Source organism: Hymenobacter setariae (assembly GCF_007713685.1).
GTDB classification, from domain to species: domain Bacteria; phylum Bacteroidota; class Bacteroidia; order Cytophagales; family Hymenobacteraceae; genus Hymenobacter; species Hymenobacter setariae.
In genome coordinates, this window is the sequence record NZ_VMRJ01000001.1 from 183,106 (window position 1) to 197,865 (window position 14,760).

Genomic DNA, 14,760 nt, shown 5'->3' on the forward strand with positions numbered 1-14,760 from the left:
AGCAAACCAGGTCGGGGCTTTTTTAATGAAAGGGACTTACCGATGCCACCTAGGCGATACGCGTCAGCGCTACCTCCCGCACGGGGGCAATTACCAGCGGTACTTTCTCTACTTTCACCGATGAGGTGTCGAGGCCGAAGTACTGCGGCTCGGACGAAATGAACTGCCGAATGTAGAAGTAGGCCTGCATCACAAGCTTCTCCATGGTGGGGAAGTCGTTTTCGATAGACAAGTACTTCTCTAGCACCACAAAGCGGAAATCACCTACCACATGCTGCTTGCTCAGCGAGGCGTAGCGCGAGGTAATGTCCACTTCTTTGTTGCGCACCAGGTCTTCTACCACCTTGCGGAAGAACAGGTTGATGCGCTGCTGCACCCGGAAGCCAAGCCGGAAGTTGATGCGGAACACATCGTCGGAAGCCAGCTCGGTCACCTTATACTCCATGGTATACGGCTCATCGGTGGTATCGACGTGAATAAACCAGTAGATGTCAGCCCGCTTGGGCCGCTTCTGGAAGATGGAGTAAATGATTTTTTGCTCAATCTCGCTGGCCCTCTCGGCCGAGGTCAGGAACACCAAGTGTGTAGCATACTTCGGCACCGATTCGTCGTTGCTGAGCTGCTTGAGCGGCTCGATGTAGGGCTCCATCTTTACGAAGTCGGTGAGGCGACGCTTGATGTAGAAAGCTTTCAGCCAGACGTACATCACGCTCATCAGCGTAGCGCCAATGGCCAGTGATACCCAGCCGCCATGCGGGAATTTAACGAGGTTGGCTACCAAGAAAGACCCCTCAATAAGCCCATACACGAGCACAAACAAGAAGATGAGCGGCGTTGCCACCCGCTTGATGCGCCAGAGCCACACCGTAAGCAAGATGGTGGTCATGAGCATGGTAAGCGTGATGGCCAAGCCATAAGCCGCTTCCATGTTCGAGCTTTCGCGGAAGAACAGTACCACGCCAATGCAACCTAGCAGCAGCAGGCGGTTCATGCTGGGCACGTAGAGCTGGCCCTTCACGTCGGTAGGGTAGTTGAGGCGCACTTTGGGCCACATATTCAGGCGGATAGCCTCAGCCACCAGCGTAAACGAACCCGTGATGAGTGCCTGCGAGGCAATAATGGCTGCCACCGTAGCCAGCGCAATGCCGGGCAGCAAGAACCACGACGGCATCAGCTCATAAAACGGGTTGCGACCGTCTAGTTGCTGGTTTTGGTGCGCCAGCAGCCACGCGCCTTGCCCTAGGTAGTTAAGCAGCAGCGTCGATTTTACAAACGTCCAGCTGATGCGGATGTTCCCCTTGCCGCAGTGCCCTAGGTCCGAGTACAAAGCCTCGGCCCCCGTAGTGCACAGGAACACGGCTCCGAGCAGCCAGAACCCACCGGGGTAGTTCACTAGCAGGTCGTAGGCGTAGTAGGGGTTAAGCGCCTTGAGCACAGTGGGGTCCTTGGCAATCCAGGTGGCACCCAGGATACCGAGCATGCTAAACCATAAGAACATGATAGGGCCAAAAGCCTTGCCTACTATCTGCGTGCCAAAGCTTTGCAATAGGAACAGCCCCGCGATGATGCCGATAACGATAGGCACCGTTGGGATGCTAGGGTATTTGGCCTGCAAGCCCTCAATGGCCGATGCCACCGAGATGGGCGGCGTAATCACCCCGTCGGCCAGAAGGGCCGCGCCGCCAATGATGGCCACGGCCGACAGCCAGGCGCCCCGCCGCCGCACTAGAGCGTAGAGCGAGAAAATGCCACCTTCACCATTATTGTCCGCGTTAAGCGTTAGCAGCACGTACTTGATGGTTGTTTGCAGCGTCAGGGTCCAGATAACGCAGGAAATGCCGCCCAGCACGAGCTTTGGGTCGATAAGGGCTGGCACAATGGCCTTCATCACGTACAGCGGCGAGGTGCCGATGTCGCCATAAATAATACCGAGCGCGATGAGCAGCCCGGCCCCGGATATGGCGGTGTGGGAGGATTTAGAACTCATAAAAAACGGTTCGGGTAGTAGAAATGCAGCAAGTAGTGCAATAAGCGAGCAGGCGAAGCCCAGTGCGCTGCCAGCGGTAATACATCGCCCGCAGCACCCGGTTCATTACAGCCAGCTAGTACGCGGGTGGAGGAGGAAAGGTAGAGGCGGAAGTATCGGCCGCTTGGCGAGCGGCTTCGGCCTCAGCCAAGGCCAGCAGATAGGCAGCTTCGGCTGCCGCGCGGTCGTGGGTGCGCGCGATGCGGCGATTCAGCTCGCCTACTAGACGCTGCCAAAGCGATAAGTCGCCGGGTAGCGCAAAATGTGCAGCAGAATTGCTGAGCCGCCATAGCCGCAGCCGGTTGGTACCGCGCTGGCCGTATGCTAGCAGCAGCGCCGTAGTGGCCATGCCAAGCATGGCAGGCCCGGTGTGCAGCCAGTTTTGTAAAAAGGCGATGAGCACTACGGCCAGCCCTAGGCCCCCCAACAGTACCCAGAGCACCCAGCGCACGTGGTGTACTTCGGCCCGCTCCAGTTCGCGTAGCCCAAATGTTTGGCCGAGTACCGTCAGGTGCGTATCAGTCAGCACCAGGCGGCCATCGGGGCTTTGCACGGTGGGCAGCGGCGGTAGCGGTGGGGGCGGAGCCGGTAGCTCAACTACCGGAGGCACAACGGCCTCCGGTAGCGAACTTGTAGCAGGGGTAGAAGGTGCCGGTGGGCGGTCGCTGGCAGTAGCGGTGCTACTCAGCACCCAGGCCGGGGCCGATACCCTAGGTCCCGCAGCGGGCGGGTCGGGCTGGGTAGGCGACGGCTCGGGCACCACAGCGGCTCAGTTATTTACTTTGAGAAGCTCAACGTCGAACACCAACGCCGAGTCGGGGCCGATGTCGCGGCCGGCGCCACGCTTGCCGTAGGCCAGGTCTGAGGGGATGTACAGGCGCCACTTCGAGCCTTCGGGCATCAGTTGCAGAGCTTCGGTCCAGCCCGCGATTACGCCGTTTACGGGGAAGGTGGCGGGCTGGCCGCGCTGGTAGCTGCTGTCGAATACCTTGCCATTGGGCAGGGTGCCGTGGTAGTGCGTGGTTACCGACGAGCGCAGCGTAGGCTTCTTGCCGCTGCCTTCGGTGATTACTTCGTACTGCAGGCCGCTGGGCAGCGTCGTGATGCCGGGCTTTTTGGCATTCTCAGCCAGGAAGGCTTCGCCTTCCGCTTTGTTGTTGTTCATAGAGTTGGATTGGGTGTCGTCGTCTTCATCTTCCATGCCCCCGCCGAGCTGCTCTTGCAGCTGTTGCATGGCGGCTTGCATCTGCTCTTGGCTCAAGCGGCTGGGCTCGCCAGCGAGGCCTTCCTTGAGGGCCGCGGCTAGGGTGTCAATGTCAAGCTCCAGGCCCTGCTGCGCAAAGTTGCGGGCCAGGTCGCGGCCGATGATGTAGCTTACTTGTTGTTGATTGGTGTCGAGCGTCACGGAGGAAGTCGAATGTAGCAGCCGGCCCGATAGCCAGGTATGCTGATGGGGAAAAAATGAGTGGGCAAATGTCGGTGCCAGCGCTCAATGCCTACGCAAAAAGCCTCGCTAGGGGCGAGGCTTCACGCGTAAAAATAAATGCAACGTACAGGCTTACAAGTAATGATGGTCTTCTTCGCCCTGAAGCGAAAAGGTCAGATTGAGCGTAGCCAGCCGGGCCGTGAGGTAGCTGAGCGAGCCTAGGCCGCCCAAAAGCAGTAGCGATGAGAAGGCAGTTGTCTTTTTCATACTCGTGGTGACTAAGTGGCTATTGAGCTAGCAAATATACGAAAACTACCATTAAAAGTAGTAGGCAAGCCGAGTAAATTCGTGTGTCCGCTCAAGCCAAGGCGTTACTAGCTGTCTCAGCTGCATTCTCTTGCATCTGGGTCAAGTGGCGGCGGGCGTGCTGCGCCAGAAAATAAACGTATTCATACACGTTGAGCTTACCTAAGGCATTCACGCTCATGGTAGTCTGATATAGCAGGCCTTCGCCATTAGGCAGTTGGTCGAGATACCCTAGGGCTTGGCCCAACTGGTCGCATAGCTGCTGCCGAATGGCGGGCAGCGACCGCTGGTTAAGGTGCGGCTGCATGTGGTCGGGCCGTACCCAGGCAAAGCCATGCAGTAGCCCAATAGCTGACAGCTTCTGGCTTGGAAACTCATAGGTAGCCAGCTCCGCCGCCAAGTCACGCCCTTGCGTATTGACCAAAGCCTTCACGGTGCCTTTCTCAATCAGAATGAGTAGGTAGTGGTTGGTGAGGCCAATGTGGGCCAACACCTCATCGATGGTCCAGCCTAGGTCGACTGGCCGGTAGGCCCGCAACGCCACCGGCTGGTCAAACCACGCATCGACCAAGGCAAACGTTTCAGTTAGGTAGCTTCTTAGCTCAGCGAGTAGGCTAGTGGTATCCATGCGCGTAACGGAAAAGAGCGCGCAGTACTAGCTGGAGTGGTCGGCCGCAATGACCCACTGGCCACCTATGCGCCGAAAAATCAGTAGAAACTGGCCTTGCAAGTCACCAGCGGCAGCACCGGGCCGCGCCAGGTGCCAATGGCCTACGACCTGCGCTACGTCGGCCGAGAGCGGCGTGATGCGTAGGCTGCTGAAGTCGAGCTTACCCATCTGGGTGAGGTCGGGATAGCTTTTTCGGTAGCTGTCGAGGGTAGGCTGCCAGCCATAGGTGGGGCCATTCTTCCCGATAAAAACTACAGAATCGGAACGCCAGTAGCCTGCCATGAAGGTGGTGAGGTCGCCCTTATTCCAAGCCGCAACCTGGGTCGCTAGCACCTTCGCAATGGCTTGGCGGATGGCGGCCGGGGTAGGTGCCGGGGGCGCCGCGTAGGAAGTTGCGCTCAAGAAAAAGCTTAAAGCGAGGGTAGGCAACAATCTGTTCATGGAATGTTTATGAAAAGGCGAAGCTAATGTAGTAGTCCAAATGAATTAGGTGTCGCGCAGGCAATACTTCACGCAGCCGGCTCTTTGCCATCTAGGTCTCTGCCGCAAGCACAGGCCGACTGATGCTTAGTTATTGAGCAAGGTAGCCACGTAGGCTGACCCGCCCAGCGAGCGCATTTTGCGCAGCACACGCAGTTGCTTGGCCCGGGCCTGCGGACCCGGCTGGCCAGCCCGGAAACGCAACGGGTTGGGCAGTACACCGGCCAGCAGGGCTGCCTCGGGGGGGCTTAGGCTACGGGCCGGCTTGTGAAAATAGCGCTGGCTGGCGGCCTCTACGCCAAAGGTGCAGTCGCCCATTTCGGCCACGCTCAAGTACATCTCCATGATGCGGCGCTTGCTCCAAAGCGTTTCGATGAGGATGGTGAAGTACGCCTCGGCGGCCTTGCGCACGTAGGAGCGGCCGTGCCAAAGAAAGACGTTTTTGGCCACCTGCTGCGAGATGGTGGAGCCGCCGCGCACGGGCTTGCCTTCGGCGCGGTGCCAGTTATACTTCGCTGCACTCCACATGCCATCGAGGTCAAAGCCATGGTGCAGCAAAAAGCGCTGGTCTTCGGAGGCTACCACCGCCAAGGGCACGCTGGGCGCCACCTCGTCGAGGGTGCTAAAGCGGTAGCCTACGTGGCGCGGGTCGGGCTGAATGCCATAGTAACCCAGACCCATTGGGGCGTGGGCGCGGCGGTCGAGCATGAGCCAGGTGGCGGGCGGCGGCACCCAGCGGTACACCAGCACCCAAGCCACCGAAACGAGAAATAGAGCTGCCGCCGTTTGCAGGCTCACACGCACCACAGTGCGCCAAGAGGGAAGAAGAGTATGAATAGCCTGGGCCAAAACGCGGAGCAAAAGGATAGAAAAAGCGAGCGGCAAAGGTCGGGCAAGGCCCGGTAGCAGCCAAATAAGCCCCTAGGCCTGGTCTTGGCTGGCCTTTTCTACCTGCGTCAGTCCCTCGGCCGTGATGAGCCCTAGGTTGGCCGCATGGGCCGCGGCCGCCTTAAAGTCTGGCACTACCACTAGCTCTACTCCGCCTTCGGCGCGCAGGGCGTCGGCCACGGGTGTCACCAACGCAGTGCGAGCGGGCACGCCCACATCGCGAATATAAATAACCAAGATGCGGCCCGGATATTGGCGCGCCACCTCCGCGTAAATGTCGGCGTCGTGCTGCCCGCTGTCGCCCAGCAAAATAAAAGGTAGGTCGGGATAGGTGTCTAGCAACTGCTTGATTTCGCGTAGCTTGTGGCCGTGATGCAGGGAGTCGTTGCTAGAGGCTACTTCGCCAGGGCGCAGGGCTGGGGCGCGCAGCAGCGAGTCGCGTAGTAGCATGGGGCCCAGCGGAATACCACGCAGCCGCAGGAAGTCTTCCAGCACGTCGTACAAATTCCAGGGCGAGGAGCTGACGTAGAAGAATGGGTTATCGGGCCGGCCGCTTTGGCCGCGCTGCAAGGCTTGGTAGAACGCCGCTACGCCCGCCAGCGGCTCGTGCGAGTGAGCGTTGCGAAAAAGCACGGTGCGCAGCATCCGCAGCAGGTGCGTGGCCCGCGTCACAATTACGGTATCATCGAGGTCTGAAATAACCCCAAACTCGGCCGTGGTGGGCGGGATGAGCACCTGCGCCGTGGCCCGCACTGCCCCATGCAGCCCCCGAAAGCGGTACGGCAGCTGGCTTAGCTGCACCGGCACCGGGTGCCAGAGGTAATCGCGAGCGGCGGGTAGCTCGGGTGGGTCGAGGGCCAGCGTGAAGTAGCCACCCTTGTCGGTGGTGACGTAGGTATCGAGCCCGCCTGGCATGGTCACCAGAATGCGGGCGCCGGCTATCTCGCGGCTGTTGAAGCGCCGGTACATCGCCTGAAAATTGCGCCAGGGTGAGTCGGCCTCTGTTTGGGGCGTGAGGCCACGGTCGGCCAGCAAGCGCCCTTTCAAATAAAAGCGGTGCGGCGTGCCGTAGCTGCGGTACGCATCGAGGTGCAGGGGGCGCAGGCGACCTAGGCGGGCCGCCGTGCGCGTGACCAGCGCATCGGCCCAGTCGAGGGCATCCGAAAACCAAAGACCTAACTCCATCTGACAAACCTACGCCCGGCGAGGGTTTTCTAGCCTCATTGCGGGGCTTTCTTCCGGCGCTTACTCGCCCTTAAGGGCGGAATTACGTAAGCCTCTTTACTTATTTTTCTTCTGCTCCGCTTCTATGCCCACCGCCACCCACGCCGCTCCCCGCCCCAAAACTCGCAAAAAGCACTTGGCTCCGCTGCCCGACCTGGCCGCACACGAACTCTACAAAGACCCCGCCCGGCAGGCCGAGCTGGCTGGCTTGCACTACGGCACCGACGCCGGCCCCGGCTTGCGCCGGGAGGCCGCCGCAGGTAAGGGCGAGTTTCAGTACTTCGATGTGAAGGGCCACGTCATCAAGGATGCCAAAACGCTGGACCGCATTCACAGCTTCGTGATTCCGCCGGCCTGGACGGAGGTGTGGATTGCGCCCGACCCTATGCTGCACTTGCAAGTGACGGGCCACGACGCAGCCGGCCGCAAGCAGTATCGCTACCATCCGGCCTGGGATGCCGCCCGCTCGCTCACTAAGTTTTCGCGTCTGCTAGCCTTCGGGCAGAAGCTCGGTGCCCTGCGCCAACAGCTTAAAAAAGACCTAGACCGCCCCGGCCTCGACCGCGATAAAGTAGTGGCTCTAGTGCTTACGCTCATGGACCAGTCGTTTATTCGCATTGGCAATGAGGAGTACGCCAAGAAGAACAAGAGCTACGGCCTAAGCACGTTACTCGACAAGCACGTGAAAATCGACGGGGCCGACTTGCGCTTTTCCTTCGTTGGCAAAAAAGGCGTGCCCCATGATGTGACCCTGCACGACCAGAAGCTGGCCCGCCTGGTACGCAAGTGCAAGGAGATACCTGGTCAGCATTTATTCCAGTTCTACGGTTCCGATGGGCACCGCCACCCGCTAGAGTCGGGCCACGTAAATGAGTACTTGCACCGGCACACCGGACTAGCGCTGTCGGCCAAGGACTTCCGCACCTGGGGCGGCACCGTCAAGATGGTGAGCTGCCTCGAAGCGGTGCTGCACGCCGAGCCCGACCTAGGGCCCGAAAAAGTGATACGCAAGGCTGTAAAGGAAGTCGCTACCAACCTGGGCAACACGCCCACCGTGTGCTCCAAATACTACATCCACCCGCAGGTGGTCGAGCTGTTTAAGTCGGGCAAGCTCATCGAGTACCTACGCCGCCATGACGCCGACCCCGCCGACCAAGACGAGCTTTCACCCATCGAGCACCTTGTGCTGGAAATGCTAGCGGAAGTATAAATCGATAAGCAATGAGCAGAGCTATTATTTAGCTTGCTCATTGTTGATTAAAGGCTACTCGTCGGCCAATCGGTCGTAGTTCTTAAGGGCTTCTTTGTCGGTGCGGGGGCGGGGCACGTCGAGGTTGCCATTGGCTTCCTGGCTAAATTCCACCCTAGGTGCATTGGCGGGGCGCACCACATCGTGGTCGGCGCCACCGTGCAGCACGAGCGGCAGGCCGCGGCCAGTCACTTCAAAAATATCGTTGCTGCCTAAGCCTTCTATGGTCAGCCGGCGCGTTTCTTTGCGGTAGTAAGTACGCTGGAAATAAAGCGAGTCGGCGCCTAGGGTCCGATTATAGATGCGCACGGTAGTAGAGTCGGGAGTGCGCTGCACTTGAAAAAAATCGGGCTGGTCGGTACCCGCCACAATGGGCTGGCGGGCTTTTAATAAGTAGTATTTACGCGCCACGGAGGGCAACTGGTCGCGCCGATGCTTTAGGTCGCGAAGCAAGCGCTTGCCCGCATGGGCATACACAGCTGGAGGAAGTCGGTGCACGGCGCGGGCTAGCGTCGAGTCGGGTAGGTGCTGCTGCACATAGCGCGCCGCCTGCTCAAAGTCGCGGCGCGTGAGCTCGGGCATGCCGCGCTGGTCTACAAAGCGGCCCTGGCCCGTGAGGGCCTCCACATCGTGAATCCGCTTCTTGAACGTAACCAAGTGCCGCACTGTGAACTTGCGCGTACCCAGCCAGCCCACTAGCCCATCCGAAACGCGGTAAAACGTCTGGTCCCGGTCCTTAGGTACGGGCGCATAACGGCGGCGATTGGGGTGGGCCGGGTCAGGCAGCACGGCCCACTGCCACTGCCCGGCGTGGCGGTCCCAGTCGCCGATGAGCACATCGAGCAGGCGCGCCCGCAGCAGGGCCTGCTGGTCGGGGCGGTCGGCAGGGCTCGCGTAAATGCGCTTGCGCATGTCCTCGTCGCTAATAAATTCTTGTGCCTGAGGCAGCAGTGGCGAGCTAACCTGCTTGCCGTTGTATTTTTCTTCTAACAGCACCATTTTGCCGCGGAGGCGCTCGTTGGCATCATCCACTGTGAACTCCGTTTCGGAGGGCGCTACGTAGAAAATGCGCGGGTGCGTGTGCGGCACCCCCAGCGCCTGAGCCAGCGGCGGCACTACCAGAGCCCCGTAGGGATTGCCGGCCGAGGTGCCATCGCGCAAGGCATTCGCTACAAAAGTTTTCTGATAAAACTTGGGCAAGATGCGCGCTGGGTCTTTGTCGAGCGAACGTAGTGCGAAGGTGCGACCGTCAGCCGCTTCTAGCGTCAGGCTGGTGCTTTGAAAGCCGCCGCCCAGTTTGGTAGGCTTTAAGGGACCCGCCTCCTTATCGGCCGAGGCGAGCCGAAATATGGGCACCCGCACCGGCGCTGCCCACAGCCCCCGGTGGTGCGGCCCCATGAAGCGCCTGAAAAGCCAGCCATGTTGGTTGTAGTGGCGCCCTGCCGTGGCCCACACGCTGTCGGTAGAGGCATGGCGAGCCGGTGCCAGTGCTTGGGAATGCACCTGCGCATCGGTCTGGAAAAAATCCTTGCGTGCACAACCGGTCGTAATGCCTAGCGCCAAACTACAATAAAAAAAAGAAAAAGTAATAGAGCGCAAAATGGAGGCGAAATAAGCGGTAGAGTAAGCCGCAGGGCAGTTGGTTACTTCAACGCAGGCCAGCCGGAAAAGATAAGCTAATCTGCACCTGGCAACCCCAACCAGCTTGCTGCGCTATAAGGCCGACCTAGGGTTGCTCGCCGACCGCGCTGCCTTGGTCAAGCGCGTCAATAAACTAGTGTTCAGGTTACAGCAGTGTTTGGTAGCAACGTTTATTACGTAAGGGGGGGCTGGCTAGCGTTGCTGGGTGCGTTTGTAGGCACGCTGCTGTTGGCGGCGTGCAGCGAGCCCGCCGCCTCAGTTGGCTCCGCAAGCCGCCCAGTATTCGGGCCTGACTCGGCGTGGGTGCGGGTGGCAGCGGGGGCGCATTACGCCCAGCGCAGCCAGTGGTGGCAACAGCTGTGGGGGCGGCACTACCGCCAGCTATGGGCTACGCCCGTAACGGCCCCCGTGCTCCGCCTAGGGGCCGCTAAGCTGCTGCCCGTGCAGGTAGGGGGCAGTTTTCAAACTAATACACTGCGTCTGAACACCGCCGACGGCCGCACCTTTGTGCTGCGCTCAGTTGACAAGGACTTGAGTCGTAGTTTAAATACAGGTATGAGTCGCTTGGTAGCCCCCGTTTTGCGCGACCAAACCTGCGCCGCGCCACCCTACGGGGCCTATATCGCGGCGGTGCTGGCCGAAGCGGCGGGCGTGTACCACACCAATCCACGCTTGGTATACCTGCTGCCGGATACGGTGCTGGGTGATTTTCGGACCCAGTTTCAACCCGCGCTATACTTACTAGAAGAGCGCCCCGCTCGCAATCAAACGCATGCCCCAAGCTTTGGGGGCTCACGCTTGGTAACGGGCTCGGAACAAATGCTGCGCACTGTGCTTGCCCGGCCCACCGCCCGGGTAGCGGCCCGCGCTTACCTGCGCGCCCGGCTGCTCGACATCTTGGTGGGCGACTGGAGCCGCCGCGCCGACCAGTGGCGCTGGGCCGCTTTCGCCACCGGAAGTGACCTTGAGTTTCGGCCTATTCCGCGCGACCGCGACCAAGCTTTCTTCCGCTTCGATGATGGCTGGCTCACGCGGGCCTTATCGTGGGTACGGCCCCGCTATCAAACATTCGATGCCGCTCCAACGCTGGCCCAAGTCGACCCGCTTACCGTCACAGCCCGGCCCCTCGACGAAACGGTACTGGCTCTGCTGCCCGAAGCAGTTTTCCGGGCCGAAGCCGATTCACTGGCCCGCCGGCTGACTGACTCCGTGTATGCCCAGGCACTACGGACAGTGCCGCCCGAAGTGCGCCCGCTTATGACGCGCGAGCTACTGCCGGCCCTGCGGGTGCGGCGGAGCCTACTGCCGGCCGCAGCTGCCCGCTACTACCGCGCCCTGCAAGTAGATGCCGCCGTGATTGGTACTGATGCGGCCGAGCGGTTTGTAGTAGAGGCCGCCGGCCCCGGGCGCTTGCGCTTGCAGGTGTGGGCGCTGCGCCCGGCGCGTGCCGACAGCCTCCTCGGTGAGCAGCTCTACGACGTAGCCCTTACACGTCGGCTACGCATCTATGGCCTAGGCGGCAACGACCAGTTTGAGTTGCGGGGGCACTTGGCACCGGGCTTTGCGGTGTGGCTCGATGGGGGCGCTGGCACCAATCGCTTTGTGCAGCAGGCGCCCGCTACCAGCGGCCTAGGCGTGCGCGTGTATGCAGGTGCACACGACCAGCGGCAGCTTAGCACGGATGTGCATGTGCGGCCCTTGCCTGCCGCCAGCCGAGATGCTGCTAGCTGGGTAGCGGCATACTACCGGCTACGGCTGGGTAGCCGGTGAAGTAATATCACGTATTTAAAATGCTTTAGAGCAAGCAACTATCATGAAGTGCTTAAAGCGTAGCTAAATGTATAAAGCCTCTTTAGTAATGGGTCGAACCATTACCTAGCGATAACTGCGCTTTAGGATTGATAGTCGGTAATGCGTACCTGCTCCTCACAAAAAGCATATTCGGCCGGCACGTTTGACGAGACAATAACTAAGCGCTCAGAGGAGCGCACGCGCGCCACATGCTCTAGGTACCAAGCCGCGCCCGTGGCATCGAGGTTAGTGGTAGGCTCGTCGAGCAGCAAAAGTGGCGTGGCAGCATAGAGGGCCAATCCGAGTTTGAGTCGTTGCTTCATGCCCGACGAAAACTCGCGCACCGGCTGGTGCCGCGCTTTCTCCAAATACATCAGTTCGACTAAGCCAGCCGTCGTTAGGCCCGGCTGCAGGGGCTTGAGACGCGTGTGAAACGCCAGCAACTCTAGCAAGGTGAAATCTTCGGGCAAGTCGAGGTACGGTGCGCAGTAGGCTAGCTGGCGCGGTACCTCAGCTACGGGAAGCGCCTGGCCCCCTAGGGTGTAGTGCACTTGCCCATTGGTAGGCAGCAACTGCCCCGCCAAAATACTGAGCAGTGTGCTCTTGCCTGCGCCATTGGGCCCGAGCACGGCTGTGGCCGTGCCGGGCCGAAAAACGTGGCTCAGCTCCTTAAAAATCCATTGGCGGCCGTAGCGACGGCCTAGCCCTTGGGCCTCAATCTGCACCTTCTTCGCTCTTGCGGCGGCCGGGGCCCTTGATGATACCGCGCTCGGCAGCTTGCACGAAGCTCACCACCAAGTCGCGCTCGGCCGAAGGAGCTATTTCGGATTCGATGCGCGTGAGGGCGTCTTGCATACCTAGGCCACTCAGGTAGAGAATGCGGTAGAGCTCATGTATTTGGTGCACCTGCGCCTCGCTAAAGCCCCGGCGGCTCATGCCCACCGAGTTGACCCCAGCGTAGGTGAGTGGCTCGCGAGCGGCCTTCACGAAGGGCGGCACGTCGGAGCGCACCAGCGAGCCCCCCGCAATGAAGGCATGCGCGCCAATATTGGTGAACTGATGAATAGCCGAAGTGCCGCCTATAATGGCCCAATCACCGACTTGCACGTGGCCCGCCATCTGAGTCGCATTTGAAATGACGCAGTGGCTGCCCACCAGGCAGTCGTGGGCAATGTGCACGTAAGCCTGCAGCAGGCAGTGGCTGCCCACCACCGTGCGGCCCTGTTCTACCGTGCCGCGGTTCACGGTTACGCATTCGCGCAGCACGGTATAATCGCCTATCTCAGCAGTAGTTACCTCACCCGCAAATTTCAAATCCTGCGGAATGCCCGCTACCACTGCCCCCGGGAATATTTGGCAGTGCGCCCCAATGCGTGCGCCATCCATGATAGTCACGTTGGGGCCAATCCAAGTGTTTTCGCCAATCTCCACGTCGCCGTAAATAGTACTGAACGGCTCAACGGTAACCCCCGGCGCAAGCCGGGCAGCGGGGTGGATATGGGCGAGGGGAGAAATCATCCTTTGTGTAGCTGTTGGCTAATAGCAGCTAGCTGCTAGCCTATTCTGGTGGGAGAAAAGAAGCTAATAGCTAACAGCTATCAGCTAATAGCTTAACCTAAACGTTGTCTTTGCGGACGATGGCGGCGCTCATTTCAGCATCGCACACCACTTTGCCGTTCACAAAGGCTTGGCCTTTCATCTTGGCAATGCCGCGCTTGATGGGGGCCGTGAGCTGGCAGTGGAAAATAACGGTATCGCCAGGCAGCACTTTCTTGCGGAAGCGGGCATTTTCGATACCTAGGAAATACTGCCAGTAGTTTTCGGGGTCAGGTACAGTGTTCATTACCAAGATGCCGCCCGTTTGGGCCATGGCTTCAATCTGCAGCACCCCCGGCATCACGGGGTTGCCGGGAAAGTGACCCTGGAAGAACGGCTCGTTCATCGTAATATTTTTTACGGCCGTCACCATTTGGCTATCCAAGTGAATGACTTTGTCGAGCAGCAGGAAGGGATAGCGGTGGGGCAGCACCTGCATGATGCGGTTGATGTCCATTACCGGCTCGCGAGCGGGGTCGTACACCGGCACCGGGCTGGTTTTGTCTTCCAGCATCTTCTTCTTGATTTTCTTGGCAAACGCCACGTTGGCCGCGTGGCCAGGCCGGGCAGCCAAGATTTGCCCCTTCAGCGGGCGGCCCACCAGGGCGAGGTCGCCCACGATGTCGAGCAGCTTGTGGCGGGCGGGCTCGTTTTTGTGGCGCAGGTCCACGTTGTTCAGAATGCCCTCTTTCTTCACCGATACCTTGGGCTTGCCCAGCATAGCGGCTAGCTCGTCGAGCTCGTGCTCGCCCACGGCGCGGTCTACCACCACGATAGCGTTGCTTAGGTCACCGCCCTTGATAAGGTTCGATTTGTAGAGGTATTCCAGTTCGTGCAGGAAGCAGAAAGTGCGCGACGACGAAATTTCGCTCTCAAACTGGTTGATGTCGGTGAGCGTAGCGTGCTGCGAACCTAGGACCGGCGAGTTATAATCGACCATTACCGTGAGGCGATAGTCGGCCAGCGGCAAGGCCGCTATTTCTACACCGCGGGCGTTGTCAATGTAGCGAATCGTGTCTGGTATTTCGTAGTAGTTGCGCAGCGCATTCTGCTCCTCAAAGCCCACGGTGTGCAGCGCCTTGATAAACTCGGCCGACGAACCATCCATGATGGGCGGCTCGGGGCCGGAAAGCTGAATGAGCACGTTGTCGAGCTGCAAGCCTACTAGGGCCGCTAGGGTGTGCTCCACGGTGTTGATGCGGGCGCCGTTTTGCTCGATGGTCGTACCGCGCGAGAGGTCTACCACGTTGTCTACGTCGGCATCCACGATGGGCTGGCCGGGCAGGTCGGTGCGCTGAAACTTGTAGCCGTGGCCCACTGGCGCGGGGCAAAAGGTCATGGTGGCCTCCACGCCGGTGTGCAGCCCAATGCCCCGCACTGTCACGGGGGCCTTAATGGTGTGTTGTTTATCGTTCATTATCTGGCGGGAGCCTGTAAGTGGCTCTTAGCTGCTGGCTCTTAGC

Annotated in this window: 14 protein-coding genes; 2 read left to right on the plus strand and 12 right to left on the minus strand. The window is 59.9% G+C overall.

Annotated features, from left to right (window positions below):
• Positions 1 to 49: 49 nt before the first annotated feature.
• From FNT36_RS00745 to FNT36_RS00775, 8 genes are all read right to left on the minus strand, one after another.
• Positions 50 to 1,987 carry a KUP/HAK/KT family potassium transporter gene (locus FNT36_RS00745; protein WP_144842987.1) on the minus strand — a complete coding sequence of 646 codons (1,938 nt, stop codon included), beginning with the start codon at positions 1,985 to 1,987 and terminating at the stop codon, positions 50 to 52.
• A gap of 115 nt (positions 1,988 to 2,102) precedes the next feature.
• Positions 2,103 to 2,789: a hypothetical protein gene (locus FNT36_RS00750; RefSeq protein WP_144842989.1), complete on the minus strand. Its 687-nt coding sequence runs from the start codon at positions 2,787 to 2,789 to the stop codon at positions 2,103 to 2,105.
• Between the two features lie 6 nt (positions 2,790 to 2,795).
• Complete coding sequence (locus tag FNT36_RS00755) at positions 2,796 to 3,431, minus strand: FKBP-type peptidyl-prolyl cis-trans isomerase (protein WP_233635575.1); 636 nt, start codon at positions 3,429 to 3,431, stop codon at positions 2,796 to 2,798.
• 153 nt (positions 3,432 to 3,584) lie between these two features.
• Positions 3,585 to 3,719, minus strand: coding sequence for a hypothetical protein (locus FNT36_RS25790; RefSeq protein WP_262712148.1), 135 nt, complete (start codon positions 3,717 to 3,719; stop codon positions 3,585 to 3,587).
• Positions 3,720 to 3,810: 91 nt separating this feature from the next.
• Entirely contained in the window at positions 3,811 to 4,386 is a 576-nt protein-coding gene (locus FNT36_RS00760) for a DinB family protein (RefSeq protein WP_144842993.1), read from the minus strand.
• Positions 4,387 to 4,413: 27 nt separating this feature from the next.
• Positions 4,414 to 4,830, minus strand: coding sequence for a YybH family protein (locus FNT36_RS00765; protein ID WP_233635576.1), 417 nt, complete (start codon positions 4,828 to 4,830; stop codon positions 4,414 to 4,416).
• Between the two features lie 165 nt (positions 4,831 to 4,995).
• Positions 4,996 to 5,769 carry a monofunctional biosynthetic peptidoglycan transglycosylase gene (gene mtgA, locus FNT36_RS00770; protein WP_233635577.1) on the minus strand — a complete coding sequence of 258 codons (774 nt, stop codon included), beginning with the start codon at positions 5,767 to 5,769 and terminating at the stop codon, positions 4,996 to 4,998.
• Positions 5,770 to 5,829: 60 nt separating this feature from the next.
• Positions 5,830 to 6,981 carry an App1 family protein gene (locus tag FNT36_RS00775; RefSeq protein WP_144842997.1) on the minus strand — a complete coding sequence of 384 codons (1,152 nt, stop codon included), beginning with the start codon at positions 6,979 to 6,981 and terminating at the stop codon, positions 5,830 to 5,832.
• A 124-nt stretch (positions 6,982 to 7,105) separates the two neighbouring features.
• Between FNT36_RS00775 and FNT36_RS00780 the strand changes: the two genes are divergently transcribed.
• Positions 7,106 to 8,230: a DNA topoisomerase IB gene (locus FNT36_RS00780; RefSeq protein WP_144842999.1), complete on the plus strand. Its 1,125-nt coding sequence runs from the start codon at positions 7,106 to 7,108 to the stop codon at positions 8,228 to 8,230.
• Between the two features lie 54 nt (positions 8,231 to 8,284).
• Here the strand turns inward: FNT36_RS00780 and FNT36_RS00785 are convergent, their stop codons facing one another.
• Positions 8,285 to 9,832, minus strand: coding sequence for a hypothetical protein (locus FNT36_RS00785; protein ID WP_144843001.1), 1,548 nt, complete (start codon positions 9,830 to 9,832; stop codon positions 8,285 to 8,287).
• Positions 9,833 to 10,108: 276 nt separating this feature from the next.
• On the opposite strand from FNT36_RS00785, the gene FNT36_RS00790 reads away from it, so the two are divergent.
• On the plus strand, positions 10,109 to 11,680 hold the full coding sequence (locus tag FNT36_RS00790; protein WP_144843003.1) for a hypothetical protein: 1,572 nt from the start codon (positions 10,109 to 10,111) through the stop codon (positions 11,678 to 11,680).
• A 122-nt stretch (positions 11,681 to 11,802) separates the two neighbouring features.
• Here the strand turns inward: FNT36_RS00790 and FNT36_RS00795 are convergent, their stop codons facing one another.
• The 3 genes from FNT36_RS00795 to FNT36_RS00805 all read right to left on the minus strand — a co-directional run bounded on the left by FNT36_RS00795 (position 11,803) and on the right by FNT36_RS00805 (position 14,714).
• Positions 11,803 to 12,426, minus strand: coding sequence for an ABC transporter ATP-binding protein (locus FNT36_RS00795; RefSeq protein WP_144843005.1), 624 nt, complete (start codon positions 12,424 to 12,426; stop codon positions 11,803 to 11,805).
• Entirely contained in the window at positions 12,416 to 13,219 is an 804-nt protein-coding gene (gene lpxA / locus FNT36_RS00800; protein ID WP_144843007.1) for an acyl-ACP--UDP-N-acetylglucosamine O-acyltransferase, read from the minus strand. Before lpxA ends, FNT36_RS00795 begins: the two co-directional genes overlap by 11 nt.
• Before the next feature lie 97 nt (positions 13,220 to 13,316).
• Positions 13,317 to 14,714, minus strand: coding sequence for a bifunctional UDP-3-O-[3-hydroxymyristoyl] N-acetylglucosamine deacetylase/3-hydroxyacyl-ACP dehydratase (locus FNT36_RS00805; RefSeq protein WP_144843009.1), 1,398 nt, complete (start codon positions 14,712 to 14,714; stop codon positions 13,317 to 13,319).
• Positions 14,715 to 14,760: the final 46 nt, after the last annotated feature.